The organism is Anaerolineaceae bacterium oral taxon 439 (assembly GCA_001717545.1).
Taxonomy (GTDB): domain Bacteria; phylum Chloroflexota; class Anaerolineae; order Anaerolineales; family Anaerolineaceae; genus Flexilinea.
On the sequence record CP017039.1, the window covers coordinates 688,880 to 715,808 of the forward strand.

Below are 26,929 nucleotides of genomic sequence, written 5' to 3' on the forward strand. Positions count from 1 at the left end.
AAAGGGGCAAAGGATGTGAGCTGTCAAAGTAATGCGGCCAGGGACGGCGGGCGGAAAAGCTGAAGTGCAGCTGCATTTACTTTGTCAGATTGACCAAGCCTTTCGGAGAAGCCGCGGACAGCGCGGAAAAGAAGCGGAACAGTGCTCTATATTATAATAGGCCGAAAGGCGGAACCATTTCCGCTGAAATTATCTCGCCCAAATCGAAGAGGTAGAAGCATGGAACAAAACAGCATCATCAGAAAAATCACCGGCGCCGTTTTGACGCCGAGACTGACCCCTGAAAATTCATACGCGCTCGTTCTTTCCGGCGGCGGAACACGAGGCGCATATGAAATCGGGGTCTGGAAGGCGCTGAAAGAACTCCGGATCCCGATTGGAGGCGTCTGCGGCACGTCGATTGGGGCGATCAACGGCGCATTGTTCCTGACCAATACCGTCAGGGCAATCGAGAAAATCTACCTGAATATCAGGATGGACGATATCGTCGAAGTCAACGACAGCGTCAACCGCGAAAAGGATCTCATGGCGCCGGAGAATATCAGGGCGATGGTCGGGAAGTTCCTGAATCAAGGCGGTCTCTCGAACGAAGCGCTGGCCAACCTGATCTCGGGCCATATCGACGTTCAGAAGATCTACCGTTCACCGCTCGATTTCGGCCTTGTCACCGTCGATATTAAAGGCCGCAAGCCGGTCGAATTATTTAAAGACGAGATCGCGCCGGAGAAAATGCATGAGTATATTCTCAGCTCAGCCAATTTCCCGATCTTCAAGCCGGTTAAATCCGAGGAGAAAGCGCTCATCGACGGGGGCCTTTACGATAACATGCCAATCAACATGATGATCCGCCGCGGGTTCAAGAAAATTATTGCGGTCGATATCGACGGGACCGGCCATTTCCCGCCGATTACCGACCCGAGCGTCTACGTGAAACGGATCGTTTTTACTGAAGACCTGGGCGGCGTTTTCGAATTCAACCATGAACGGATCGAACGCAATATCAAGATGGGCTACTTCGACGCGCTGAAAGCGTTCCGCCGCGTCGACGGCTTTTTCCATTATTTCACGCGGGTGTACTTCCGGAAACTCCTGGATTATTTTGATCTGGAAACGCTCCGCGGAATCGAAAAAGCGGCGCAGCTGTATAAAATCGACCGCTACCAGCTCATCAAAGACGATTCGTTCCTGAAAACCGTAGCAGCGCAGCACAAAGAAGCGGTCGCGCGCTATCAGGCCACCAAGTCGACGAACTGGCTGACAACCCTGATCCAGGATCCGCGCAGGATTACCGAAATGATCGATGACGGGATTATCCTCGGCTGGGCGCAGGAACAGCGCGACAGCGCCGCCCGAATCCAGAAGAACTGGCTGACGGACCTGATGTCCGATTATTTCGCTGCTGCGAAAGGGATGACGGAGCTCGAAAACTACCTCCAGGAAGCGCGCGAATGATCGTTCTCGTCACAGGCGCGACCGGCTTTATCGGGGGCGCGCTCTGCCGTACGCTCGTTGAACGCGGAGACCAGGTCGTCGCGTTTCATCGATATTCGAGCTCGCTCGCCGGATTGACCGACCTCCCGATTCAGCGCGTCATTGGCGACCTGACCGACGAAGCGTCGATCCAGGCCGCGATGCGCTATTATCCTGACGCAGTTGTACATCTCGCCGCGCGCCGCCTGTCGACCCGTTCGCTCGATCCGCTCTACGCGGTCAACGTCGTCGGGGCGCGCCTTGTTTTTCAGGAAGCCTTCCGAGCGGGCGTTCGCCGCGTTGTCTTTGTCAGCGCCGCCTCGACGGTCGGCTGCGTCGTCGGACGCGCGCCGGACGGCGGGAAAATTATCCCGGTCACGGAGAGCCACGGGACCGAGCTTCGAATCGAGGACGAACCGTTTACCGCGTCGAAAAAGCTGGCGGAAACCGAAGCCCAGTGGGCGTTAGCCTACGGACTCGACGTTGTTACCGTCAACCCGGGCCAGGTTGTCGGGCCGGGAGACCGCTCCCGGAGAAAACTGAACCTGATAACGCGGTTCGCGGAAAAACCGCCGGCCTTCCGCTTCGAGGGCGGAATCAACCTAATCGACATCCGCGACGTCGTCGATGGGCTTATTGGTGCGATCGACTATGGCGAACGCGGACGGCGCTACCTGCTGACCGGAGAAAATCTCACCTACGACGATCTTTATCGTAAATTGTCCGAGATCACGGGGAAGCCCGCGCCGGCGCTGAAAATCGGATCCGGCGCGGTCAACCGCTACTTTCGCCTGAAACAGCGCGCGCGCAGCCTTTTTCCCGCCGGCGGAAGCGATTCGGACCCCGCGCGGCTCGCCGGGAAATATTACTTTTACAATAACGAGTCGTCGAGATTGGCGTTGCGGTTGCGTCCGGCGCGGCCGATCGGCGAATCGCTGAAAGACGCTTACGACTGGCTGAAAGGAGAAAACGCATGACGGAAAACCTCTGCCTGGTTCCCAGGATCGAATCGATCGGAGGCCCCGCCTCCTTTCAGCAATCCTTCCTCCGCGCCGCCGCTGAATTCGGCGTCGAGGCGCATTTCGAGCTGGACCGCAAAGACGTCGGCGCTTATCTCGTTATCGGCGGGCCGCTGCGCCCGCTGCCCGCGCTGATCCGGGCGCGGCGGCAGGGCGTTCCCGTCGTACACCGGCTCAACGGCATGAACTGGCTTCATCGTGTTCAAAGCGCCGGCCTCCGCTATGGGATCAAAGCCGACCTTGCGAATTCGCGGATCGCCTGGACGCGCCGCTTCCTCGCCAGCGCAATCGTTTATCAGAGCCGGTTCTGCGAAGAAAATTGGAATGCTGTTCACGGACCTGTCTCAAAGCCATCGACGATAATCTATAATGGCGTCGATACCGACCGTTTCTCGCCGATTCGCGATCCTGAAAACTGGCGGACGAGCGAACCGATTCGCGTCCTGATTGCCGAAGGCAATTTACAGCATGGATCGGAAATCCTCCTCGGGAGCGCGCTGGACTGCTGCGCGGCGCTGCGTCAGAAATACGGCGTTCCGGTCCGGCTGACGATCGCCGGGAATGTCCCGGACGCGATCCGCGCCCGTACCGAAGCCGAAGCCCCCCGGCACGAATCCGGACTCACGTTCGACTGGAAAGGCGTCATCCCGAAAGACGAGCTGATCGCGCTGGAACGGGAAGCGACGTTCTTCCTGTCGGTCGAGCCGGAACCGGCCTGTCCCAACGCCGTGATCGAAGCGCTGAGTGTCGGGCTTCCGGTCGTCGGTTACGATACCGGGTCGTTAAAGGACGTCGTCGGGCCGGGAGGGGCGATCGCCGACCCTGGCGTCAGCCTCCGGAAGCTCGAAACCCCGGATTCAGCCTCGCTCGCAGCCGCCGCGGGAGCCGTTCTCGAAAACCGCGCCGCGTTCAGCGCCGCCGCCCGCGAAACGGCGCTCCGCCGCTTCCGCGTTGAAAAAATGACCGAGGCATATCTTAAGATATGCCTCGAGTAAGCGCTCGCGCGCCGCGTCGGCCTCCGTATCCGCTTTACCCGCGCTTCCATCCCCGGTTTTCACCGTTCCGAAGATCTCGTCCTAATTCATCATGAAGCTGAAATCGCCGCGGACCTTATACAACCCCTTCATCAGCGACGCCGACCCCTCCATCTTCCCTTCCGAAATGTCCTTCCAGCCCTTTCAGGGCGTTTCGATCGTCGCCGTCGCCGCTTTCGGACTCGACCGGACAACTTCGCAGCGCTCCGCGTCCATGATCAGCTTGAACGATACGTCCAGATCGGAATAGATCATTTCGAGAATGCGTTCCTTCCCCTGATAACTCTCCGGCCGGTACATCGCGCTCATCCCCTTCGTCAGAATAAACGCTTCCCGCTGCGCCGCGGTTAACGGCATTTCCTCGTCGGCCGCGTCTTCCGGCGCGGTTTCCACCAGAGCGGCTTCCGTTTCCAACGTTTTTGCCGACTTGCGCGGACCCTCGACGCCCCAGCTCAGATTCGCCATCTCAATAAACAGATCGACCGGAAAAAGCGGTTCTACGATCGCCCGCGCCGTTTCCGGAGAAATCCGAAAATCGGAGGCGTATTCTCGTCCAGCCTTACGGACTTTCTCTAAATATGCGTCGGTTGTCCCGCGCAAGGCTGGCTGTTGAAAGAGCTCGCCCATCGGGCAGAAGATCGTCGTCAGCAAATTCTTCGGCGTCATGATTGCGTACTGCAACGCCAACGCGTCAATATTCCGTTTCAGCGTATAAAATCCGGCGGTCGAAATCAGGACGACCCGCGGGCTGTCCGAACGGAAACGCTGCGGATGGGTCGCAGTTCCGTCCGCCTCCTGACCAATAAACGGAAGGCTCAGCGGCAGTGTCCGATCCAAAAGTGCCTTGACCTGGGACGGCATCCCGAAAAAGTACAGTGGGAAACTCCAGACGATCAAGCCAGAAGCGGAACGCCGTCAGGAGACGATCTTTCGCCTTGGCGCGCCTGAAGCGGGCGTCTTAAAAGGTTCGGCGGCAACGAATCGGAATCGTTCCGATCCGCCGCCGCCGATTCAATTCATATCGACGGCAATCGTCTTTTACGGAGCTTCCGTAACGATCACCATATCAGCGGGGCCGCCTGCGCCATCCGGAGAGGCAACCTCAACCGACTCAACGGCAGCGTCGACCGTCGGTTCAGCCGTCGGCTCATCCTTCGAGCAAGCGGTCATCGCAAAAACCGACACAACAAGTACAGCTAAAACGACTAATAACAATTTTTTCATGATCTCCTCCATCATTGGGCAACCGGCAACCCGACTTTACATATCCTATCCGGTTTTCAACGTTCCGGGGCTTAACCATACGGCCAGACCCCCGACTACAATTTAATTATAGCCATTTTATTTCTCAAACGCCGGAAATGATGAAATAAATGATGAAACGGATTGAAATTGACGTTCCTGACTATAATTAATCGTATGGCAAAACGAAAATTCGCGGATGAATTAGACGAGGACGAGCTCAAGGATCTTTTCATCGATCGGAAAATCCTCGGGAGAAGCGCGCGGATCGCGTCATATCGCGCGAACGGTCGCGCCGTAAACAGTGAAGACACCCCGATAAATCATGAGCTCAACCGGCGTCTCTCCGATCCAAAAAACGAACCGCGAAGCGGATCCTCGCCGAAACGGAAAATCGACCGGATCCTGCTGGCGGTTGAAATCTGCGCTGTAATCGGGGTCCTCTGGATCTTTTTCCGCGGCGCGCAGACGCTCAACCGGATCAACCGCGAAGCTTCGGAAAGCATGATCCTGCCGACGCTGACGCCGACGGCGATTATCAGCGCGGTCGTCCTCCCCGGCGGCCATACGCCGCCGGACGAGAGCGGGACCGCTTCATTTAATGAAGCCGAAATCCCGGCGCACCTGCGATCGCTCATCGTTCAGGGATCGTCAGCGCCGCTCCAGATACCCGAAGGCCGGGCCCGACCGATCCGCGTCCGGATCCCGGCGATCAACGTTGACGCGCCGGTAAACTGGGGCGACGACTGGAACGCGCTGAAAAATGGCGTCGGCGAAAACGCCGCCAGCGCCGAACCGGGGCAAGCCGGCAACCTCATCCTCTCCGCGCATAACGATATCTTCGGTCAGCTCTTTCGCGACCTGGATCAGCTCCGTTCCGGAGACGAAATTATCCTGTTAACCGAAAAACAGTCGTATACTTATACCGTTCAGGAGACGAAAATCGTTCAACCGAACCAGGTTGAGGTCATGAGTCAGACCGCCGACGCGACCGTCACGCTGATTTCCTGTTACCCTTACCTGATCGACAATCAAAGAATCGTCGTCACGGGGAAATATGATTAATCCACCCCGCGCGGTTTTACTAAAATCGGAGGATTTCTAAACATGGCAAAAAAGACTCGACGCAGCTTCTCATCTTCCGGCAGCGAGATCAGCGAAACGCCGGCCGGTTTCAATCCGGATTATACCTACGTCGTCAGCAACCTGAAACGGATCGGCGTCCTCGCCGTGATCTTTATCGGCGCGTTAATCGTCCTTTCGCTCGTTCTCTGACGGGCGCGGACCGTTCGGATCCACGACTAAAACGGAAGTTCCGATCCGCCGGTGCGGATTCGGTTTTTCCGTTTAATCGTTCCGTACCGGCCGTAATCAGCGCATGAAATATACCTTTACGCCGTTCCCCGGCGCCGTCGCGCCCGCCGTTCTCGCCGCAATGGCCAGGCCGTACAGCGTTGACGTAAATGAGCTTCCACGCCTGCATGAAATCCGTTTTCGCGAGATTTTCTTTTCGGACGCGGCTCAGGTTGCCCTCCTTCCGCAGCGGCGCGAAGCGCTATTCGAGCTCATCCTCAACAGCTTTACTGACGCCAGTCCGATCCTCCTCGGCGTTAACGGCCCGATCTCGTCGCAGATGATGACCGTCGCGAAGGCGCTCAATAAAGATTTCGAAATCCTCGATGCCAGCTACGGGTCTGTCTTTCGCAAAGCGCAGCTGACCAAAGCCCTCGATCAGGAGTCCTACAGCGCCATATTTTTCGTTGAAATCGATCCGTACAGCGGCGTCAGGCTCGACATTCCAACCTACGCCGAGCTGATCCGCCGGACGCAGCCGGACGCGATGATCTTCGTTGACGCGTCGTCAGCGCTCGGCGCGGGCAAACCGCTCCGCGTCGGGCCGGACGTCGACGTTTACTACGCCGGGCTGGACGGATCGTTCGGCGTCCCCGCCGGCCTCTCCGTCGTCGCGCTCAGCGAACGCGCCGGTCTCAAGACGCTCTCAAACGCGGGTACCGGATTGACGCTGAACTTCAGCTGGCAGCAGCAGCTCAACGAGAAACCGCCGGTCTTCGCATCCTGCCTCTATCCGCAGCTGAACGCGCTGAATAAGCAGCTGGACCTGATCTTTCTTGAAGGACTCGAAGCCAGGTCCCGCCGGATCGAAGAGATCGGCGCCGCGGTTCGGACATGGGCTGAGGAAAACGGCTTTACGACGCTCTGCGAAAGCGGTTCCGCGGCGGGCGTCGCGACCGTTCTTAAACGAAAACCGATCTTCACGACGCGCGCGATCGTCGACTACTGCGCCTCGTATGGAATCTTTATCGGAGATTGTCCGGATGAACTTGCGGAAGAATACTTCGTCATTGCGCATCAGAACCAATGCGACCGGGATGAGCTGGAAATCCTGCTCTCGGTCCTGAATAAATTCGTCGCGGAATATGATACCGAGTTGAAGATCAGGTCTAACCCGATTGCCGACTTCTTCCGGCGAAAAGCCTGAATCGATCGCCGCACGTCAGGCAAAATCGATCTTAATCATCTCCGCCGTATTCTCCGCGCCCAGGAGGACGCCGGGGATCGAGCCGCCGGGATGCGCCCCCGCGCCGACGAGGTATAACCGCTCGATATCCTTGCTCCGGTTCGAAAGCCGAAGCTGACCGTCCCGCCGAAGCTCCGGGAGCGACGACATCAGCGCCCCTGCGTACGACCCGACCCGGCCCGCAAGCCCGTTCGGATCGATATAAAACTCGGTTGCGATCAGCGAACGGATATCGACCGAAAAAAGCGAACCCAGCCGCTTCAGGATCAGGTCGCGGTAGGCGTACGACTGCTGGGCCCAGTTGACCCGTCCGCCGAGCGTATTCGGAACCGGAACGATCGCAATAATGGATTCGTTCCCTGCCGGGGCCTGATCCGGGAGCGTTTTCGTCGGAATCCGGAACCAGATCAGCGGATCGTCCGGAAGCGTCCCCCAACGGAAAACGTCGTCAAGATACGCTTCATAGTTTTCCGGAAAAAGGATATTCGTTCCGGCAAGCGAAATCCGTTCCGGAAGAATCTCTTTTGTCCCGATAAAATAGACAAACGCGCTCATTCCAGGCGTCCGTTCCTGCGCAAGCCGGACGCTTTCATATTTCGTCCGGTCCGAATCGATGAGCTCCCGATACGTCGTCAGCGTATCGACGTCCGAAATAACGATGTCGGCCTGCTGGATCGAGCCGTCGCGGAGCCGAACGCCGGTCGCCCGTTTATTCATGATCTGGATATTCTGAACCGCGGCGTTCAGGCGAATTTCGCCGCCCATTTCCTGAAAAAGCTGCGCCATACTGTCGACGATTCGATTCATTCCCCCGATCGGGACCGTCGCTCCCCATCGCAGGAACAGCTCCGGAAGCAGGGCGAAAAGCCGGCTCGACCTGCGCGGGTCACCGCCGGATAACAGCGGCCAGAACCCGAACAGCGCGCCGAGCTCCGGAGCGGCGAACGTCTTTTTCCCCAGCTCATAACACGACTGGTTCACGTCAAGGCGGCGGAACCAGGCGTTATTCCGAAACGCCAGAAACCGCTCGTCTACCACCCGTCCGCAGTAATCGAAAAACAGCGAATCAAAATTCACCGCGTTCTCTTCCAGATACGTCTTTAACGCCCCCTGATCCGATTCCTCCCAAAACACGTTCAGCGAAAGCGTTTCCTCCTGTGTCGGGTAGAACGCGAAACGCCGGCCGTTCGGAAAAAGCGCTTGAAAAATCGGGACCGTCTCGATCAGCTTGAAATAATCGACGCGCCTGCGCCCGACCGATTCGAACAGCTGATCGAAAAGGAAAGGCGCGGTAACGATCTCCGCGCCCAGATTAAATAGAAAACCGCCGCGCTCCGTCGACCCCAGAAGACCGCCGACGCGCCCGTTCTTTTCGAAGACACGAACACGGCAGCCCTCCGCCGCCAACCGGATCCCAACCGCCAGGCCGCCCAGTCCGGCGCCGATCACCGCGACGTTCGCCGACTTCATCGTCCTTTACCGGACCGCCCACAAAACTTCAAGCGCCGCTTCGGCGTTTTCCCGCGTCGCCTGCGTCCCCATATGTCCCAGGCGGAAGACTTTTCCGGCGATCTTCCCGAAACTTCCCGCAATCCCCATGCCATGCGCGCCGACAGCCTGACTGAACGCGTCGTACGTCCGTCCTTCGGGAAGATAAACCGCGGTCACGGAGGGAGACGGTACCGCGTCCGGCTTCGGGAAGAGCCGGTACCCGGCCTCGACGAGGCCCGAACGAACGAATGCCGCGACGGATTCATGCCGCGCGAAAACGGCTTCAAGTCCCTCGCCGTCCAGAATGTCGTCCAATACGTCGTTCAGCGCCGCGGTCTGGTTCCAATCCGCCGTGTTCGGATGCGCCTTCGTTCGCGGGAGATCGCGATATGGAGCGAACGCTTCGTACCCGACGTAGTTTACCTCGCGAATAATCTCCCAGGCGGCGTCGCTGACCGAAGCGAACGCCTGACTTGGCGGAAGCGAAAGGCCCTTCTGTGTCCCGCCTAAAACGATATCCGCGTTCCAATCGTCGCCGCGAACCGGCGCGCAGCTGATCGACGAGACCGCGTCGACGATCATGACCGGAATATCGTAACGCTTTTTTAACGCGCCGAGTTCGTCGAGCGGATTCAACGTCCCGGACGGCGTTTCGCAATGCACCACGGTCAGAACCTTCGGGCGGAAGCGTTTAATCGCGTCCTCGACGCGGTCCAAATCATGAATCGTTTCGTCGTAATCATAAGCGACCGTTTCTCCGCGCGCGCCGATCCCCTTCGCCATGTCGGCGAACCCTTCGCCGAACAGGCCCGTGCTGACCGCCAGCAGCGTTTCGCCAGGCTTCAGCGTACTTTTAACCGCCCCCCAGAGCACCGCCATTCCCTCGCCCGGCTGAAGGATGACCTCGTTTTCGGTCCCCATCAGGCGGGCTAATTTCCGGCCAACCGCGCCGTAAAGCTCATAAAATTCTTCTTCCTGATAACTCGCGCCAAAATCGCTCGTCAACGCCTTAAAGCTGACCGGATTGAGCCGGGTCGGACCGGGAATCATGGGAATTCGATAATTTTTCATCAGTTTTTACGCCTCTTTTCAATATTTTTAACGCGCTAAGCATAGCACAAAATAAAAAAGACCGGATCCCTTCGCAGCACGCTGGCGTCCGATCTGAAATTTCGGAATCTGACTGGACGATCAGGCGATCAGTGGCAGCCGGAACAGCAGGCGCAGCCTCCGCTCGCGCAGCCGCCCTGTGGAACGAAGCCCATACTGATCTCAGTCGGCGTCGGCTCGCGCAGATCGGCGATTTTCACGTCGAACGTCAACTCTTTCCCCGCTAACGGATGATTCAGGTCAACCGTAACGGTCGCGTCGTCAACTTTCAGGACGCGCGCTTCGAAATACTGGTTGGCCTCGTCCTGAAGATGAACCGTGCTGCCGAGCTGAAGCGATTCCGGATCGGCGAAAAGCGTCCGATCCAGCCCGATAATCGCCTCCTGATCAAATTCGCCGTAACCGTCCGCCGCCGCGACCTTCACGTAGCGCGACTCGCCGACTTTCATCCCCTCGATTTCACGTTCCAACCCCGGGATCAGGTTCCCGCGTCCATGGAGATAGACGAGCGGGCGTTCTTCCGACGCCTGGTCGACCGTATCCCCGTCAACCGTCAGTTCATACGCCAAACTGACAACCATATTCTCTTTTACCGCTAATTCATTCGTCATATTTCTCTCATTCCTGACCCGATCCGCAGATCGTTTTTCGTTATTCCCGGCTCCGATCCCGGCGAAGCTTCCCCCGGTATATCATGAAAACCGCGAGGACCGCGCCTCCAACCCACCCCCAGGGGGGCAGGAGAAAATAAAAGGCCAACCCGAGAAAAAACGTTACGCCAGCCGCCAAAAGCCAATCAGTCCGGTCCATTCCCGCTATTATATCATTCGGTCCCGGGCGGAACCGCCTGCCTCCGCCTTTTCCAAGACCAGAAAAGATTAGAAATTTATTAAACCTTCGTTTCCGCCCGATTCTTCCCCGAATCCCGCCCCAAAAAGGATTTTTTGGGTATTCTTATACGCGAATCCACCTGCGCGGGGAAACGCGAAAACGCCGGGCGGCGCTCGACGATTTCTTTGAAGAAAGCCGACTTATTTTATGATGAACGAACCGATCCAATACCGCTGTACCAGCTGCAATGCGCATTATTCAGATTATCACGAACGTTGTTTGAACTGCGGCGCGGTCAGAACGATTGTGCGGATCAGCGACGGCGCAAAAGAACCGGACCCGTACGTCGTCTGCGAATACTGTAAGTCCAGCTACGACCGGAAACTGCTGAAATGTCCCTCCTGCGGCGCGTCGTCGTCCGCGCCTGAGAAAAAAGCGGTCTCCCTCCCGGTCCAGCCCGCTGAACCGAACCGGATCCCGATCGCCGAGGCCCTCCCGACCGTCCGTCAGGTTTCCAGCGCAATTTCATCCGCGGCCGGATGCTTCACGACGATTAAGATGATCCTGCTGATCATTGTTGTTCTCGTCCTGTTATTCTTCGTAGCGATCTGCGTGCTCGCTTTTATCCGGGCAGCCTCCTCCGAAGGTTCGGCGACCGGCGCAAATCTGCGCGCCGCCGCTGCGCTCTGGGGTCAGCTCGCTGGCTGATCGGATGCGGACGCCGGGTCATTGATGAATCTCGCCCTGTTTTTCAGGATCAGCGCTGCATACCCCGCGATCAGGATCAGGCACAGCACCAGAACCGGATAGCCGGCCTCAAACCCGTAAGCGCCTCCGTTTAAACCCGCACGCGTCATGTTCGAATGGGTTGCCAGTACGCTCGTCGGGAGCTCGAACCCGCTGACCGCGACGCCCAGGACCGGACCAAGAATAAAGTTCCAGCCCGAATGAAACCCGCTGACGAGCCAGACGGTATCATGATAATAAAATAACAGACTGAAAACAATACCGATCAGGAACGTATTCAGCGTACTGAGCCATGTCGCGCCGCTGTTGCCAACGTGCCCCAAAGAAAAAAGCAGAGAGTTCAAGAGAATCCCAAGCAAAGCGCCAAGCCTAAGCGAAAGCTGTGTCATAATCAGCGAGCGCAGCAGAAATTCTTCCATGAAGCCCTGAAAGACAAAACCAACGAATAGCAACGCCAACAGCCAGCCGCTGAAACCCGGGTTCAGCGATGTCTCGATCACCCCGAAGAAATAATTCACGAGCCAGACGGCGCATAGAGAAATCGCGGCGAAAAGCCAGCCCAACGCATAGCGTTTAAAAAACCCATCCAGCGCCAGTCCCAGCGACTCCGGCGTTCGTTTTCCGATCGTCAGCATGAACAAAACGCAGCCAACCGTCGCAACAGCGTTCGAGATCAAAAGCGACGTGATTTCTGCTCCTATGCCGATTGAGCGGACGAGCCATCCGCTGCCCAGCAGCAATAAAACGTAAATCCCGTAGCATATTAAGAGCTTTCCCCATCCGGAACTCCTGATCCGCCGCGCCGCGTCAATGACCTCGTTTGGTTTAAGGATATTCAGCATGAAGCCTCCTCAATGAAATAAGATATGCTTCTATATACGGGGTGGATCCTCCTTCGTTGCATGGGAACCACTCCGTGCGGGGGGACTGGAATCTCGCTCATGCACTGTAAAATCAAAATACCGCCAACACGCGGTATTTTGATTTCAGCGGAGAGAGAGGGATTCGAACCCACGGTGAGTTTCCCCACACTTGTTTTCAAGACAAGCGCCTTAAACCGCTCGGCCATCTCTCCGAAAGCGGAATAAATATATCATGCTTTCTTCCGCCTGACAAATCGTCTCCCGCCTACAGCCCCGTTTCAGCGCGGCTCGGATAGGACGGCTGCGCACCCGGTCGGGACACGCTCATCGCAGCCACCCGGTTCGCCTTTTCGATCGCAGCGCGAACTGAATCGCCCTCTCCATAAAAAACGGAAAAGCTCCCCAGAAAGCAATCTCCCGCCCCCGTCGTATCGACCGCGTCAACGTTCAGCCCGGGAACAAGGAACGCCGTTTCGCGATCCGCGTAATAAGCCCCATGTCGCCCCAGCGTCATCAGGACTGCCTTCACGCCGCGATCCAGAAAGACCCGCGCCGCACGGGGCGCGTCCTCAGCGCTCGCGACCGGCACTCCGCTCATCATCTCCGCTTCGATCTCGTTCGGGCAGAAGAAATCGCAGAGCGGATACAGCGCCGGATCCAGCTCAGCCGCCGGAGCCGGGTTCAGGATCGTCGTTGCGCCGTACTCCCGCGCAATCTCAAAAAAGCGCCGGACGGACGGGATCGGGATTTCAAGCTGCGTCAGGCAGATTTTCGCCCCGCGAATCGCCGGACGCGCCGCCTCAATTTCCGCAATTCCCACTTCGGAATTCGCCCCGGCAACAACGATAATCGAATTACGGCTGTCCGCGTCAACCGTAATCGCCGCAATCCCGGTCGGTGCGCTCTCCGAACGCCCGACATAATCCATTCGCACACCAACGTCGCGGTAATTCCGGAGATATGCTTCCCCAAACGCGTCGTCGCCAACCTTCGCGATCATCGCGACGTCTGCGCCCAGCTTCGCCGCAATCACCGCCTGATTCGCGCCCTTGCCGCCGAAAACAGTTTTGAAGCCGGTCCCCAGGATCGTCTCGCCCGGGAGCGGCATCCGCGAAACCGTCGTCACCAGATCCATGTTAGACGAGCCTGCGATACAGATTTTCGTTTGAACCATGAAGTTCGTTCCTCCTCTTTCGCTCCAATGAAGCCAATCGATCCGGATCGGATCGCTGTTTTTTCTTCTGTCAATTCTAACGCCGATTCTGGAAATAAGCGACCGATCCGAATGGCATATTTATTGCATATTCAAAAAGACACGTTAAAAAGGGGTGGCTTTTTATCATGGCAAACGATCGGCAGCTAACGTCCAAAATCAATCGCCTTGGATTCCAATACTATAATGACACGGATCATTTCGACGAAGCCAGTCTTTCGTTCTGGCTCCCGAAGCTGACGGCGGCCGGGACACGTTGGGTCGTTCTTCCAATTCCCGAATCGGCGGAAATCCCGGAAAATTTCCTGCGCGAGATCGTCAGCGCCGGAATCGAACCGATCATTCGCGTCGGTTATTCCTTGAAGAATCTGCCTTCTCCGAGCGTTTTCCGCGAACGGATCGCGTATTATCAGGGGCTCGGGGTTCATCTCGTCCAGTTTTTCCATGCGCCCAACCTGAAATCGTCCTGGAAGGCGGCGGACTGGCGAAAGGCCGGCCCAGTTGAGCGTTTCGTCGCCATATTCCAAACCTACGCGCGAATCTGCGTCGAGTTAAAAGTCATTCCCGTTTTCCCGACGCTCGTTCCCGGCGGGGACTATCCCGATTTAGCCTTTCTCGCCGAATCGCTGCGCCTGATGAAAACCGATGGGAACGCGCTGATTTCAAATCTCTTCTTATCCGCCGACGCCGGTTTTCAGGAACACGCGACCGAATGGGGGATGGGCGGGCCGATCGTCGAAGCCGGCCGGCTGAATTTTCGCGAAACCGGGGAAGATCATCGCGGATTTCATATATACGAATGGTACAACGCGGTCGCAGGTTCCATCCTCGGCCGCCCGATCCCGATGATCCTGATGGAAGTTGGCCGATGGTCGTCAGAAACCGGACCGTTCGACCTGATCCCCGCGCAATCGAAAAAGCAGCAGATGAACCTTCTCCGCCGGATCCAGGAACCTGCGACCGTCGCCAACGAGGCCGAACGCATTCCAGGCTACGTTATCGCCGCCAATTTTTACAAGCTTCCCAGCGAGTCGGCTTCGAACGCAGCGCAATCCGTTCAATCGCTCGCCGGAGGGAATCTCCTGTCCGCGATTTCGAACGGACTTCGAAACGGGTTCGCGTTCACGGACGCGCCGGCCGGACGAACGATCCGATCGGCAAAAACAGTCCGGGAAGAGCTCGATTCCGGGGCGGCGCTTCTCCTGTCGCGGATTTTCCCGGATTTCTTCAACGCCGACGAACCGCTCCTGCGCCAGCTGATTGTGAAGCTGATCGACCTGCTTCGGCGGGGACTGGCTTTCCTCCGCGGACGGATCAGCAGCGAAGGATACTTCCTGATACCGGACCTGAACAACGAACTCGACGCCGCGCAATCGCAGCTCATCGAACTGTTCGTTAAGTCAACGAAAGTCCGCTCCGGGCATAACCTCAACGAGGCGATCGGCGCAAAAAAAGTCATCCTTTTAGACGACCAGTCGTTATATCCGAGTAACATTATCCACTTACTGCAGCGCAACCAATGCTCCATTCAGACGCTTTCGGTTGTGAAAAATGAAAGATAGAGGGAACGATGGAAAACTTGAACCAGCCGAAAACGGAAATCCTATTCAGAAAACCGATCATTAAAGTTATCGGGCTTGGCGGCGGCGGCGGGAACGCGGTCGCGCGCATGGTCCGGAAAGGTTTCGCCGACGTCGAGTTCATCGTCGCCAATACCGACGCCCAGGCGCTCCTCAACGTCTCAGGGGCGAAAAAGGTCCTCCTCGGACCTGACAGCTCTTCCGGAAAGGGCGCGGGCGGAAACCCGATCAACGGCGAGATCGCAGCCCGGGAAAGCGCGTCAGCAATTCGCGAAGCGCTAAGCGGCGCCGATATCGTTTTCCTGACCGCTGGAATGGGCGGCGGAACCGGTTCCGGCGCAATCCCGGTCGCGGCTGAAATCGCTCGCGAACAGGGAGCGATCACGATCGCGATCGTCAGCACGCCATTCTCGTTCGAAGCCGGCCGCCGAATCGCCAACGCCAACGCCGGGCTCAGCAAGCTCGCCGCGTTCGCCGACACGATGATCGCGATTCCGAATGATCAGCTGCTGAAAATCAGTCCGAAAAGCATGACGCTCAAAGAAACGTTCGAATTAGCTGACGACGTTCTTCGCCAGGGAGTCCAGGGCATGACCCATCTCCTTAACGGCTTCGGCGTTATTAACGTTGACTTCGCGCATATCCGCTCTATGCTCCTCAACGGACGCGGATCGATTCTTTCGATTGGCCGCGGAAAAGGAAAAGACCGGATCGCCGAAGCGCTTCATCAGGCACTGAACCATCCGCTTTTGGAACGGATCCCGATCGAAAACGCAACCGGAATCATCGCTAACTTCACCGGGCCGGAAGACCTCGGATTCGGCGAAATCGTCGACGCGATGAACTACCTGCAAAAATTGACAAACTACCGCGCCGACCTGATCCCGGGCCAGATTATCGATCCCGAAGCCGAGGATGGAAGCGTCGAACTGATTTTAATCCTGACCGGAATCGCCTCAACACCGTTCGAAACCGGATTCGAAAAGCCGAAAGAATATCAAAAGGAAATCCGAAGCGAAAACGCTTCGAAGACCGCGTCAGTTCGCAGGATTGAACCCCAGCCGGTCCAGAGCTCCGAAAACGTCATTACGCCGCCGGAAGAGGGAATCGCCGCGGCCGAGTTCTCGTATCAGACGACCCGGCGAATCTCCAGCGTGAAAACCAGCGTTCAACCGGAAAACGACCTCGCGCCGGAAGGCGACGCAGCCTTCAGCAGTCTCCTGTCGCCACTCAACCTGGGAAACGATATCAAAGCGGCGGAAGCCGATCCGTTTGCCGACTCGCTGATTGATACGCGCCGCGACCTCGACGTTCCAACGTTCATTCGCCGTAAGTTATAATCAGTCTTAACAACGGACAGGCAAAAGGAGCGAAAATCAGGATGAGATGGTTCGGGAAAGACGACGGTCAGGAAAAACTGATCCGCGATGTCGGGAAAAAAATATCAGGCGATTATCCGCAGTTTGCCCACACCCGTCCTCAGGTATCCAAACGTTCCGACGGCGCCTGCCTGCTCGTGTATGAAGAAAAGCTGCGCACGGTCGACGGTCTCTCGATTATGAGCCGTCTCCGCGTCGTCGCCGACGCGAATGGGGAAATATTGAAAATCTCCGTTTCCCGCTGAATCGAGCCGGAATTCTTTAAAGAGGAAAAGTATCGTAATCCTTTTCCTCTTTTTAGTTTTCCTACCTTCTTCGCTTCGTAAAAAGCCGGGTTTTCCGGTATAATCAACATCGAAACGCAATATTCACAGCATAAGGAGATTAAATATGAAGAGACTCATCCTTTTTGTGTTGATCCTCACGCTCGCGCTGACGATTCCCGCCGCGGCGCAGTCTGACACGAACGACTTGGAAACGCGCGTTACCAGGCTGGAGCAGGCGGTGAAAACGCTTCGGCTGAAACTCGGCGAACGGACCGGAACGCCCGCCGAAACGTCCGGTCCCAGCTCCGGGCCGGAAATTCACCGCATGAACGAAGTCGTTCCCACCGCGAACGGCGAATTCACGCTGAAGCGGGCGACGGTCGAATCTGGGATTCTGCGAATCGTCTTTTCAGCGCGGAATACGACCGGAGCTTCCGTCGAAATCTCCACCGCCGATTTCAGCGTAGAAAATTCGGAAGGCATCCGGCTGCTTCCGGAGGCCGCCTGCACAGGACCATTCCGCGGGACCGTTTTTCCCGGCGAGGAGCTGTCAGGGAACCTCTGCTTCGGGTTTTCGGGCGACGCACCGCTCCGGGTCACGTATGAACTTTCCGACGCTGTCGTCTGGGAACTGACGAAATAATGGGTAAAAGCCCGAAATCATGAAGGAGATATTTACGATGAAAAAAGCGCTTACGCTGATCCTCTGCTGCGCGCTGCTGATCGGGGTCATCGGCCGCGCCGCGGCGCAAACCGACGATTTATCCGTCCGCATCGCTGAACTTGAGAACGAAATCCGCCAGATCCAGAAGGAGATCGACATTCTCGTCGCCGACGGTACGCTTTCCGCGCCGGAAGAAGCCGCGATCGACCCCGCCCTGCTGCATGGCATGAACGAGCCGGTCGCTACGTCCGAGGGCGAATTCACTCTCCTGAACGCGAAGGTCACGAAAGATATGAACCTCGTCCTGACGTTCAAATACAGGAATACAACCGAGGAAGAAGTTTCGATTCGTAACTACAGTTTCTTCGCCCGTTCCGCCGACGGCTGGATCCTGGATTCCGTTTCCAACTATGACAATCCGATGGACGGCAGCGTCGAACCGGGAGAAGAATTGACGGGGGACGTCTTCTTCGAGTATTCGGGAGCCGCGCCCTATCGGATTTCTTACGAAATCAGTCGGTACCTTGGCGACGTCGTTGCCTGGGAACTCAACGAGTAACGCCGCAAATCAACAGGAGAACAGAAATGAAAAAGATTTTTTGGCTCATCTGTATCGTAGTCCTGACGCTATCCGCGCTCCCCGCTTCCGCGCAAAGCGGCGGCGAACTGGAACCGAGAGTCGCGGAGCTGGAAAAACTGACGGAGAAATTATTACTCACGCTGAGCGGGACGGAAGCGACCGTCGACCCCACCCTGATTCATCACATGCACGAGATCGTCCCCACCACCGTCGGTTACATGCAGCTGACCGAGGCTTTCGTCAGCCGCGATTCAATCCTGCGGTTATCGGTGAAGCTGACTAACACAACGGATGAACCGGTTGAATTCGATTATAGTAACCTGAGGGTGCGAAACGGAGACGGAACGCTGCTGGAATACGAGTACGACTGTCCTCGGCTCTTTGACCTGCTGGTCCTTCCCGGCGAGGTCATCCAGGGAAACGCCTGCTTTGAATATGAAGGCCCGCTCCCGCTTCGCGTTTACTACGGAGTTAACCCGTACCTGGCGAATCTGGTAAGCTGGGAAATCGGAGAATAACCCGCGGGTTCGAATTTTCAAACCGCGCCGATCCGCCCCGGATCAGGAAGACCGCTCCAAATTAAAAACCGCTTCAGCGGTTTTTAATTTGGATGAAACGGAAAGAATATCGCGATTTCATCATCGAATCATCATTTTTCAGTCCAGATACGGTATGATAAAAGCACGTTGCTTCTGAAAGCGTCAGGCTTGAATCAAATCGGTCCCGCGAGTCTTATGGTTCCATACCTGTATTGTATATTTTTCTCTGGAGGTGAAAAATGAGGACGTTTTATAAATCGATTGTTATCAGCTGCATTCTGGCGATCTTAATCATCGCCGCGCCCGCCTCGGCAGAGCAAGGTAAATTTTATCGAACCTTCTTCCAATCAGGCGATATTCCATCCATCGATCAGGCGCTCGTCGGCGACCAGATCGGGATCCAGCTTGTGGACGAGCTGACCGTCGGACTCCTGCGCCAGAACGAAGTCAGCGGGGCGATTGAAAACGGAATGGCCGAGTCGTTCGAGGTTTCCGCCGACGGCCGCGTTTACACCTTTAAAATCCGGCAGGGCGTTCCCTGGGTCCGCTACAACGCGGAAACCGACGCCGTCGAAGAGGCGCTTGACTGCGACGGGAAGGTTCGAATTGTAACCGCCGCGGACTTCGCCTATGGCGCCGAACGAACGCTGCGCCCGGAAACCGCTTCGGACTACGCCTACGTCGCTTACGCGATCGAAGGCGCCGAAGCGTTCAACATGCCGGAAGAAGACAAGGAGCCAGATTTCGCAGCCGTCGGCGTCAAGGTTATCGACGATTTCACGATCGAATATACGTTCGTTGAACCCGGCGTTTTCAACCAGAATATTATCTCGATGTGGATGCTGCATGCCATGCCCAGATGGGTCATTGAAGGAGACGCCTGCACCGAGGGCGTCGCGGAACGCTGGACCGAGAGCGAGACGTATCAGGGCTACGGCCCGTTCACGCTCAAAGAATGGATCCATGATTCGCACCTGACCATCCTCGCGAATCCCTTCTGGCCCGGGACAGAAGAAATCCCAGCGCCGACAATCGCCGGCGTTATTGTCCATATCATGGACTCGTCCGCCGGATTGTCCGAGTATGAAGCCGGGAACATGGACACCGCGGGAATCACCGCCGCGGATTACGATCGAATCATGACCGATCCGGTCCTCTCCGCCGAAGTCGTCGACCTGAAAGGCGACGTCGGGACGGAATTCCTGATCTTCAATCCGAACCTTCCCCCGACCGACGACGTCCGCGTCCGGAAAGCGTTAGCTTACGCGATTGATCGTGACGCAGTTGTTGCGACGCTGAAGGCCGGAATGACCGCCAAAGCGTTTATTCATCCGGGCGTAACCGGCGCGCCGGTCAGCGATGATCCCGACTTTGGCGCAAGCTTCGATACCGGAAAAGCTCGGGAACTGATCGCCGGTTACTGCGCAGAGAAGGGTATTACGCCCGCGGACATCACCGTTACCGTCGCGTATAACACGAGCGAAAGCCGAAAAATGTATATGGAACTGCTTCAGTACATGTGGTCCGATTCGCTGGGAATCAACGTCGAGCTGAAAAACAGCGAATGGAAGGTTTATAAGGTTGAACGCGAGGAGGGGACCTCGAACGTCTACCGCTCGACCTGGGTCCAGGATTACATGGACGCCAATAATTTTACCCGGGACGTTTTCCTCTGTGGCGCGTCGTATCAGGCCGTAACCGACTGGCCGAGCGTTGGCTGCGTTGAAAGGGATGACCCGCTCTTCCGGGAATACGAGGAAGTCGTCCTGACGGCGGCAAGGGAGCTCGACCCGGAAAAACGCGTGGAGCTGTATACGCGCTCGGACGAAATCCTGATCAACGAAGCGGCGATCGTCACGCCGACCTATTATTACGGTGGACCGTTCCTGCGGAAACCGAATATCAAGGCTCCGGAATCGCTGACCGGATATGAACGCTGGGAAAAATGGACGATAGAGTAAGAAAAACTGACATTTAATATTTAATCCAAAGAAGAAGCCGCGGAGCGTTTCACGCGGCTTCTTCTTTGTGTCGCGCTTCTTTTCTACTGGATAAAGCGGTTGACGACTGTCAGCCCGTTTTCCTCTTTCTCGTATCCTTCCGGAACGAAATCCAGACCGTAGGCGTTGACCTCCTGAACCGAAAAGATATAAGGAGCGCCCGCGCGGTTAGTCGATTCCAGATTCGCCCAGGCGACGCTCCTGACCGATCCGTTCAGCTGCTTCAGGATCGCGTCCGGGACCTCCTCCAGCGGCCCGCCCTCAACGTTCCGGAAAAGCTTGAACCAGACCGCAGGAACGTCCGCCGGCGCATCGACCCATTCGATCTCGGCCACCGCCGCGCCATTCATCGGAATCATGTACGTATTCGTCACGCGGAGCCCGCTCTCGCTCTTCACGTAATTCACCGGCACCGTGTCACGCCCCAGACTATCCACCTCGCGAACAGAAAACTGGTAAGGAATGCCGTTGATATCGGTCGATTCCAAACCGTCCCAATGCGCTGTTGTCATGCCGCTCGGAAGCTCGACGATCTTCGATCCGGGGATCAGGATTTCGGCTTCATCGCCAATGCGCCGGTAAACCCGGAACCAGGTTGTCGGACGATCGTCTTCCGGCCCGTCAACCCAGACTTTCGTCGCGTCGACGACTCCGTCGGTCGGGATAATGTATGTATTGATAACGACCTGGCCGCTGAGCTTCTTCAGGTAACCGGGCGCGTTCGTCGGCTCGCCGGCCTCATCAACGATCTGAATCGTAAATAAATACTCGTTTCCGTAAATATCAATTTCCTCCAGATCGGTCCATTCGACCGACGTCGTACCGTTCGGAAGCACCTTGATTTCCGCATTCGGGACATCCTCCGGGTAGCCGATATCGATCTGGCGTTGGAGCTTGAGGCGGACGGTCGGGCGATTATCCTTCGGGCCGCCTTTCCACTGTACCGTTCCGCGTGCCGTTCCTGTCTTCGGTACGACGAACGTATTCGTCACGGTCAGCCCGTCGACCGCCGTCACGTAGCGGTCGAGTACGAGGTCCCCGCCCTGCTCGTTAACCGGACGGACGCTGTAGAAATACGGCGTTCCCGCGATATCCGTCCGCGGAAGATCGGTCCATTTTACAACCGTCACGCCATTAACGAGCGCCTTTACGACCGCGTCCGGAACGGTCTCAATGACGCCGTTTTCGCCTGACTTTCGGAAAAGCTTCAGATAAACCGTCGGGCGCAGGATCGTTCCGCCCTGCCAGACGACATGGCCCTCGGCGTCGTAATCGAACGGGATCTGGTACGTATTGACGACCGACATTCCGTTTTCAGTCTTGAGGTAATCCTTCGGCGCCGCGCTCTTCCCGGTTTCGTCCGTTTCCATAACGCTGAACGTATACGTATTTGCCTCCGCGTCGGTCGCTTCAAGGTTGTCCCAGGACGCCGTCGTCATGCCATGGATCATTTTGACGATTGGCGCGTCCGGAACCGGGCCCGGCGCCCCTCCCGCCACGCTGCGCATCAGCCGCAGCCAGGTATCAGGGCGATGCGATCCGTCGCCGTCAACCCAGCTCAGCGTTGCCTGCGCGCTGGCATAGCGCGGAATGATATAACGATTCGTAATCGTCATCCCGTCCTCAATCTTTTCATAGTTGGCAAGGAAAAAAATCTCCCCGGCCGCGTTGACGAGGCGCACGCTGAATTCGTAAGGCCGGCCGTCGAGATCGGTCGCGTCCAGATTATCCCAGGTAACGCTGCTCTCCCCCGCTGGAACGGCTAAAATCTGCGCGTTGGGAACGGCCTCCGGGATCGCGTCCGGATCGCTCCTGCGGAAGAGGCTGAGCCAGATCGGCGGACGGTTATTCTTCGGACCGTCGATCCAGTTGACCCGCGCGGTTGCGGAGGCGTCCGTCGGAACGATAAAGACGTTCCGAACGATCAGCCCGTCGATCAAACTCGAATAATCTGGAATCGTCGTTTCCTCGTTCTGATTATTGACGATCCGAACTGAGAACTGATAAGGATTCCCGTTCAGGTCGCCGACCTCTAACCCATCCCAATGGACCGTTGTCATGTCGTTTTCGACCATGCGGCGCGGCGTATTCGGGACCGGTTCCGCTTCCCCGCCCATAACTGACCGGACAAGCGCTAACTGGAACGACGGGCGCGGAACGAGCGCCCCGTTCATCCATTCGATCGAGGCTGTCGCTTCCGCGTTCGTCGGGATCACGTATCGATTGACAACCGTCATCCCATTGACCAGCGCCGAATAATTTTCTGGCTCGGACGACTCGCCTTCAGAGTTGACGACGGAGACCGAGAAAATATACGGATCGCCGTCGATCGTCGTAACCTCTAATCCGGTCCAATGAACCGTCGCCACGCCGTTCGGAACGGACTGGATCGTCGCTTCCGGGACCTCCTCCACGGAAGCGCCTTCGATACGACGGTTCAGCTTCAGGTAAATTTCCGGACGGGAATCCTCCGGACCATTTTCCCAAAGAACCGTCGCGACCGCGCTTCCGTCTCTCGGGACGATATACGTATTGGTAACGATCGTCCCCATCTCCGCCCGCTCATACCCCAAGGGATTTTCCGGAACGAAAACGCCGTCGCGAAGCTGGCCCTCGATGACCGTAAAATTGTAGGCGCTGCCGGCAAGGTCCGTTCGTTCCAGCCCATACCAGGCGGCCTGTGTCGTGCCGGACGGAATTTCGATCGGTTCAGCGCCTGGAATATCCTGCGGTTCGCCGCCTTCGACCGCGCGCCGCGGCTTGAGCCAGACGGTCGGACGTTCTCCCCGGATCCCGCCATTCCAGATGATTTCCGCCTGAATTTCGCCATTCGTCGGAATAATGTACCGATTCGTCACGGTCAGCCCGTCCGCCGTCGTTTCGTAATCGTCGAGCCGGAGCGGTCTCCCGTTGGAAGCGACCGGTTCGACGCTGAACGTATACGGATTCCCGAAACGGTCCGTCCGTTCCAACTTCTCCCAGGAAGCGGTCGGCGCACCGTTTTCAACTTTCACCAGACCGACGGTCGGAACCGGTTCACGCTCTTCCTCTTCCGACTGCCGATAAAGCCTGAGGTAGATCGTCGGACGGTTTGCGGTCGATCCGTTCGTCCAATCGATAACCGCCTTCGCGGACGCGTCCGTCGTCACGATAAACGTATTCGTAACGTTCAGCCCGTCAACCGAAACGGCGTAAGCGTACGGATCCCGGGGAACAAATTCCCCGTTTTCCGTTTGGCCAACGCGGACGGAAAACGTATAGGGATTCCCATCGAGGTCGGTCTCTTCGAGCCCGCTCCAATCGCCTTCGGTCTCGCCCGCGGAAAGCGCGATCGTGTCCTGATCGGGGACCGGTTCCGCTTCACGCCCTGCCGCGCTGCGCATCAATTGCAGGTCGATATCCGGCTTTTCCGTCGGGCCGTCGACCCAGAGCACCGACGCTTTCGCGCTTCCGTTCGTCGGCGGGACGTAGGAGTTCGTAACCGTCAGTCCGGTTTCGGTCTTCGTATAATTCGGCGGCGTAAAATCGTCGCCAGCCAGATTCACCTGCCGGACCGAGAAGATATACGGTTCTCCCTGGATCGTCGTCATTTCCAGCCCGTTCCAGATAATTTTCCCATCGATCTTGGAAAACCGCGCGATCGTCGTATCGGGAGCGACGCGCGCTTCGGTCTGTCCGGCTAACTGGCGATAAAGCCGTCCGAATACGGTCGGGCGGTTGTCCGGATCGCCGTTCAGCCATTCGACCTGCGCGACGACCTGCCCATCGTTGCGGACGACATACTGGTTTGTGACCGTGAGTCCGTTAATAGCCGTATCGTAATCTTTCAAGCGCGCCTGCTTAAACGTACCGTCCTCGATAATCCCCTGCCGGACGCCGAACCGGTAAACGTCGCCCTTGAGCGACGTTCTTTCCAGGCCGCTCCAGGACGCCTCGGTCAGGCCCGAATCAAGAACGACGGGATCGACGCCGGGAACGGCTTCCTCCCCACCGAATCCAACCCGCCGTGTCAGCTGGAGCGCGACGGTGGGCCGCGCCTCCGGCCCATCGCGCCATTCAACCGCAGCTTTCGCCTCGCCGTCTACCGGGATCGAATACTGATTCCGAATTGTCAACGAATCCGGATAGGACGAAACGTAATCCGGAACCGGCTCCGCGAGCCCGATCCGGAATGCGCGCGGATTCCCGTGCAGGTCGGTTACGGCGACGTCACGCCAGATATATTGAAGGTCCCCATCGGTGACGGTCGCCGGTTCTGAAAAGACTGGCGTGTCGTTCTGATATAAAACGACTTTCAGATCGGGACGCCGGACCGGCCCGTCAACCCATTCGAATTTTCCGACGATATTCGCCGTTTCGGGCGTAAACCGATTGACCATGACGACCTCGATCGCTTTCGCGACCTCCGAAAGCTGGATTTTACCGTCCTGCGGTCCGCCGGCGGCCTCGTATCCGTCGGACAACTTGCTCCTCGTGATCTGATACTCGCCGTAAATCAGCTCGCTGAGCGTGACGGGGGCCTGTTCCGAGAGGGTAATTTTCTGATGATATCCGTTCGGCCCTTCGATAATATAATTGAACTCGCGGGAATCGTTTTCGATTCTGGCGCCGGACGGATCGATCAAATCCTGCCGGAAGGTCAGGATCCCTCCCGGCTTAATCTGATTCACGATCGTCAGGCTAACCGGTTCCGACTCCGGCGTCAGCGTAAACGAACTCGGCAGGATCATAACCGAATAATCGTCGATCGATCCGAGGTTCGTATCCGTTTCGACGACTTTGTACGTTCCGGGCGTGTCCAAATCCAAAATCATTTTCGTTTCATACGCGCCGATTTCGTAAACCTTCCTCTGATTCTCCGTCGTCAATTCAATTGTGAATTTCCGGTCCGGTTGGTTCACGAACTGATTCATTCCATCTAACAGGTGATTATCAACTCGGATAAAAACCGGCGAAACCTCCGGGGCTTCGATTGGAATCGATACGACGTCGGTTCCGGAGAGGCGATACCTGAGGACGCCGGTCGCGACCGTCGGATAGGATTTCCGATCCGGTGTCAGGATTTGAAGAATATCCTTTGTCGGGCGGATTACGTACGTAAGCGTCTGCCGTTCTCCGGCGGCAAACGGACCCGGTTCCCAGGTAAAAGCATCGTTTTTCTTGTTGTACGTGAACTTTCCTGAGCTGACCCTGACCGACTCGATCAGCTCGTCCGGAATCTCGAACCCCAGCTCGATTTGCTCCGTGTAGACGATTTCGCGCGGACTTCCGAGCGCCCCGGCGGCGACCTGCTGGAGAGTTTCGGCTAACTCAGCGAGCGACGCGTTATACGCCGGTCCGATAATCGAAGCGGCATTCTGATCCGTGTATTCGAGCGCGTTATCAATGGAAACAATAAAAAGCTCGATTCCCTTTGTCCGGGCAATAATCGATTCCGCAATCAGGCTGTTCGCCGCTTTCGAAGTAACCGCCGGCGCGGTATCCGGATAAACCTGCCCGTCATTGATCATCAAGTTATAATTAAAAGCGAAATCCGGTACGATCGTATTTGTCACCAGCTCGCTCCCCTGAATCAGGCTGTACTCCTGCGGATTGGAGATCGCGAAGCTGGCGGTCGGACCGCTATTGAGGACCAGGACAATATTCCTGCGTTCAGCCGCGCTCCTCTCGATCATCGTCTCGGCCAGGTGAAGCCCCGCCTGTGCGTTCGCCGCAGAGCCCGGCGTCAGCGAACGGATCGCGGAAAGCAGCGTTTCCAGCTCGGACGCCGGAACAAGATCCTGAATCAACTTAACATCCTCGTCAAAGCTGATCAGTCCGACGCGCGCCTCCGCGGTTCCCGACGTCAGTATCGATTCAGCGAGCGCAGCCAGCCCTTCCTTATATACGGCGAAATCCGCCTCCGAAGCGAAGCCGCTGCGGTCCGCGACAATCAGCGTATCGCGCCCCCCCGCCCCCGGAGAAGATGTTATATTCAATTCAACCGTCCAGGCGTTAATCCGATCCGTCGAAGCTGTAACCGTCTTCTCGGCGTAAACGGCGTCCTGCGCCGCGGCGGGCGAAACGCCGAAGCCAAAGAACGCGATCAGGATCAGCAGGATCGTGATCAGAGTTGTCGTAGAATAAGAACGTGCGGCGCGATACGCCGCCGGCTGGGAATAAGGTTCGGTCATTTCTGTCTCCTGCGCTATAATCTATTCGCGAATCATGTCCGCGATTATCAACAAAGCAAGCCTTATCTAATTTTAAGGGACTTTTGCCGTTCATGCGGAAGGAGATTTAAAAATGGTCAGGAGCCTTGCGTGTCTATAGCACGAATAAGTTGCTGGCACTTGCCAGTTATAGAAGAAAGCGCTCTGTCT

The 26,929-nt window shown here is 57.0% G+C and carries 21 protein-coding genes and 1 tRNA gene; 13 read left to right on the forward strand and 9 right to left on the reverse strand.

What is annotated here, in order from left to right:
* Positions 1-219 precede the first annotated feature (219 nt).
* The 3 genes from BEQ56_03235 to BEQ56_03245 are packed head-to-tail and all read left to right on the forward strand — an operon-like array spanning position 220 to position 3,484.
* Positions 220-1,452 (forward strand): hypothetical protein, encoded by a 1,233-nt coding sequence (locus BEQ56_03235; protein ID AOH42574.1) that lies wholly within the window; start codon positions 220-222, stop codon positions 1,450-1,452.
* Positions 1,449-2,447 carry a hypothetical protein gene (locus tag BEQ56_03240; GenBank protein ID AOH42575.1) on the forward strand — a complete coding sequence of 333 codons (999 nt, stop codon included), beginning with the start codon at positions 1,449-1,451 and terminating at the stop codon, positions 2,445-2,447. The genes BEQ56_03235 and BEQ56_03240 overlap by 4 nt, the downstream gene beginning before the upstream one ends.
* Complete coding sequence (locus BEQ56_03245) at positions 2,444-3,484, forward strand: hypothetical protein (protein ID AOH42576.1); 1,041 nt, start codon at positions 2,444-2,446, stop codon at positions 3,482-3,484. Before BEQ56_03240 ends, BEQ56_03245 begins: the two co-directional genes overlap by 4 nt.
* Positions 3,485-3,667: 183 nt before the next feature.
* Here BEQ56_03245 and BEQ56_03250 read toward each other — a convergent pair whose 3' ends face one another.
* Both BEQ56_03250 and BEQ56_03255 read right to left on the reverse strand, forming a co-directional pair.
* Complete coding sequence (locus BEQ56_03250) at positions 3,668-4,420, reverse strand: hypothetical protein (protein ID AOH42577.1); 753 nt, start codon at positions 4,418-4,420, stop codon at positions 3,668-3,670.
* 141 nt (positions 4,421-4,561) lie between these two features.
* Positions 4,562-4,762 (reverse strand): hypothetical protein, encoded by a 201-nt coding sequence (locus BEQ56_03255; protein AOH42578.1) that lies wholly within the window; start codon positions 4,760-4,762, stop codon positions 4,562-4,564.
* A gap of 180 nt (positions 4,763-4,942) precedes the next feature.
* Between BEQ56_03255 and BEQ56_03260 the strand changes: the two genes are divergently transcribed.
* Complete coding sequence (locus BEQ56_03260; GenBank protein ID AOH42579.1) at positions 4,943-5,830, forward strand: hypothetical protein; 888 nt, start codon at positions 4,943-4,945, stop codon at positions 5,828-5,830.
* Positions 5,831-6,143: 313 nt separating this feature from the next.
* The gene (locus tag BEQ56_03265) at positions 6,144-7,265 is read left to right on the forward strand and encodes a hypothetical protein (protein AOH42580.1); all 1,122 of its coding nucleotides are present in this window, start codon (positions 6,144-6,146) and stop codon (positions 7,263-7,265) included.
* 15 nt (positions 7,266-7,280) lie between these two features.
* On the opposite strand, the gene BEQ56_03270 is transcribed toward BEQ56_03265, so the two are convergent.
* From BEQ56_03270 to BEQ56_03280, 3 genes are all read right to left on the reverse strand, one after another.
* Entirely contained in the window at positions 7,281-8,774 is a 1,494-nt protein-coding gene (locus tag BEQ56_03270; GenBank protein ID AOH42581.1) for a hypothetical protein, read from the reverse strand.
* A gap of 6 nt (positions 8,775-8,780) precedes the next feature.
* Positions 8,781-9,866, reverse strand: a complete 1,086-nt coding sequence (locus tag BEQ56_03275) for a hypothetical protein (protein AOH42582.1) — start codon at positions 9,864-9,866, stop codon at positions 8,781-8,783.
* A gap of 128 nt (positions 9,867-9,994) precedes the next feature.
* Complete coding sequence (locus BEQ56_03280) at positions 9,995-10,516, reverse strand: hypothetical protein (protein ID AOH42583.1); 522 nt, start codon at positions 10,514-10,516, stop codon at positions 9,995-9,997.
* Positions 10,517-10,943: 427 nt separating this feature from the next.
* On the opposite strand from BEQ56_03280, the gene BEQ56_03285 reads away from it, so the two are divergent.
* Positions 10,944-11,444 carry a hypothetical protein gene (locus BEQ56_03285; protein AOH42584.1) on the forward strand — a complete coding sequence of 167 codons (501 nt, stop codon included), beginning with the start codon at positions 10,944-10,946 and terminating at the stop codon, positions 11,442-11,444.
* Here BEQ56_03285 and BEQ56_03290 read toward each other — a convergent pair.
* The 3 genes from BEQ56_03290 to BEQ56_03300 all read right to left on the reverse strand — a co-directional run bounded on the left by BEQ56_03290 (position 11,429) and on the right by BEQ56_03300 (position 13,520).
* Positions 11,429-12,325 (reverse strand): hypothetical protein, encoded by an 897-nt coding sequence (locus BEQ56_03290; GenBank protein ID AOH42585.1) that lies wholly within the window; start codon positions 12,323-12,325, stop codon positions 11,429-11,431. The two genes, BEQ56_03285 and BEQ56_03290, sit on opposite strands and share 16 nt — an antisense overlap.
* A 148-nt stretch (positions 12,326-12,473) precedes the next feature.
* A tRNA-Ser gene (locus BEQ56_03295) sits at positions 12,474-12,558 on the reverse strand.
* Between the two features lie 53 nt (positions 12,559-12,611).
* Entirely contained in the window at positions 12,612-13,520 is a 909-nt protein-coding gene (locus BEQ56_03300) for a ribokinase (protein ID AOH42586.1), read from the reverse strand.
* Between the two features lie 167 nt (positions 13,521-13,687).
* On the opposite strand from BEQ56_03300, the gene BEQ56_03305 reads away from it, so the two are divergent.
* From BEQ56_03305 to BEQ56_03335, 7 genes are all read left to right on the forward strand, one after another.
* Positions 13,688-15,121 (forward strand): hypothetical protein, encoded by a 1,434-nt coding sequence (locus BEQ56_03305; protein ID AOH42587.1) that lies wholly within the window; start codon positions 13,688-13,690, stop codon positions 15,119-15,121.
* An 8-nt stretch (positions 15,122-15,129) separates the two neighbouring features.
* Complete coding sequence (locus BEQ56_03310) at positions 15,130-16,479, forward strand: cell division protein FtsZ (GenBank protein ID AOH42588.1); 1,350 nt, start codon at positions 15,130-15,132, stop codon at positions 16,477-16,479.
* Positions 16,480-16,520: 41 nt separating this feature from the next.
* Positions 16,521-16,763: a hypothetical protein gene (locus tag BEQ56_03315; GenBank protein ID AOH42589.1), complete on the forward strand. Its 243-nt coding sequence runs from the start codon at positions 16,521-16,523 to the stop codon at positions 16,761-16,763.
* A gap of 145 nt (positions 16,764-16,908) precedes the next feature.
* A complete protein-coding gene (locus tag BEQ56_03320; protein ID AOH42590.1) occupies positions 16,909-17,427 on the forward strand; it encodes a hypothetical protein in 519 nt (172 codons plus the stop codon).
* A 37-nt stretch (positions 17,428-17,464) separates the two neighbouring features.
* Entirely contained in the window at positions 17,465-18,007 is a 543-nt protein-coding gene (locus BEQ56_03325) for a hypothetical protein (GenBank protein AOH42591.1), read from the forward strand.
* Between the two features lie 26 nt (positions 18,008-18,033).
* A complete protein-coding gene (locus BEQ56_03330) occupies positions 18,034-18,546 on the forward strand; it encodes a hypothetical protein (protein ID AOH42592.1) in 513 nt (170 codons plus the stop codon).
* A gap of 260 nt (positions 18,547-18,806) precedes the next feature.
* Positions 18,807-20,528 (forward strand): hypothetical protein, encoded by a 1,722-nt coding sequence (locus BEQ56_03335; protein ID AOH42593.1) that lies wholly within the window; start codon positions 18,807-18,809, stop codon positions 20,526-20,528.
* Between the two features lie 83 nt (positions 20,529-20,611).
* Here the strand turns inward: BEQ56_03335 and BEQ56_03340 are convergent, their stop codons facing one another.
* Positions 20,612-26,740: a hypothetical protein gene (locus BEQ56_03340; GenBank protein ID AOH42594.1), complete on the reverse strand. Its 6,129-nt coding sequence runs from the start codon at positions 26,738-26,740 to the stop codon at positions 20,612-20,614.
* Between the last annotated feature and the right edge of the window lie 189 nt (positions 26,741-26,929).

Coding starts and splice junctions, on each gene's coding strand:
- BEQ56_03235 (AOH42574.1), top strand. CDS start 220: ATGGAACAAAACAGCATCATCAGAAAAATCACCGGCGCCGTTTTGACG.
- BEQ56_03240 (AOH42575.1), top strand. CDS start 1,449: ATGATCGTTCTCGTCACAGGCGCGACCGGCTTTATCGGGGGCGCGCTC.
- BEQ56_03245 (AOH42576.1), top strand. CDS start 2,444: ATGACGGAAAACCTCTGCCTGGTTCCCAGGATCGAATCGATCGGAGGC.
- BEQ56_03255 (AOH42578.1), bottom strand. CDS start 4,762: ATGATGGAGGAGATCATGAAAAAATTGTTATTAGTCGTTTTAGCTGTA.
- BEQ56_03260 (AOH42579.1), top strand. CDS start 4,943: ATGGCAAAACGAAAATTCGCGGATGAATTAGACGAGGACGAGCTCAAG.
- BEQ56_03265 (AOH42580.1), top strand. CDS start 6,144: ATGAAATATACCTTTACGCCGTTCCCCGGCGCCGTCGCGCCCGCCGTT.
- BEQ56_03270 (AOH42581.1), bottom strand. CDS start 8,774: ATGAAGTCGGCGAACGTCGCGGTGATCGGCGCCGGACTGGGCGGCCTG.
- BEQ56_03275 (AOH42582.1), bottom strand. CDS start 9,866: ATGAAAAATTATCGAATTCCCATGATTCCCGGTCCGACCCGGCTCAAT.
- BEQ56_03280 (AOH42583.1), bottom strand. CDS start 10,516: ATGACGAATGAATTAGCGGTAAAAGAGAATATGGTTGTCAGTTTGGCG.
- BEQ56_03285 (AOH42584.1), top strand. CDS start 10,944: ATGATGAACGAACCGATCCAATACCGCTGTACCAGCTGCAATGCGCAT.
- BEQ56_03290 (AOH42585.1), bottom strand. CDS start 12,325: ATGCTGAATATCCTTAAACCAAACGAGGTCATTGACGCGGCGCGGCGG.
- BEQ56_03300 (AOH42586.1), bottom strand. CDS start 13,520: ATGGTTCAAACGAAAATCTGTATCGCAGGCTCGTCTAACATGGATCTG.
- BEQ56_03305 (AOH42587.1), top strand. CDS start 13,688: ATGGCAAACGATCGGCAGCTAACGTCCAAAATCAATCGCCTTGGATTC.
- BEQ56_03310 (AOH42588.1), top strand. CDS start 15,130: ATGGAAAACTTGAACCAGCCGAAAACGGAAATCCTATTCAGAAAACCG.
- BEQ56_03315 (AOH42589.1), top strand. CDS start 16,521: ATGAGATGGTTCGGGAAAGACGACGGTCAGGAAAAACTGATCCGCGAT.
- BEQ56_03320 (AOH42590.1), top strand. CDS start 16,909: ATGAAGAGACTCATCCTTTTTGTGTTGATCCTCACGCTCGCGCTGACG.
- BEQ56_03325 (AOH42591.1), top strand. CDS start 17,465: ATGAAAAAAGCGCTTACGCTGATCCTCTGCTGCGCGCTGCTGATCGGG.
- BEQ56_03330 (AOH42592.1), top strand. CDS start 18,034: ATGAAAAAGATTTTTTGGCTCATCTGTATCGTAGTCCTGACGCTATCC.
- BEQ56_03335 (AOH42593.1), top strand. CDS start 18,807: ATGAGGACGTTTTATAAATCGATTGTTATCAGCTGCATTCTGGCGATC.
- BEQ56_03340 (AOH42594.1), bottom strand. CDS start 26,740: ATGACCGAACCTTATTCCCAGCCGGCGGCGTATCGCGCCGCACGTTCT.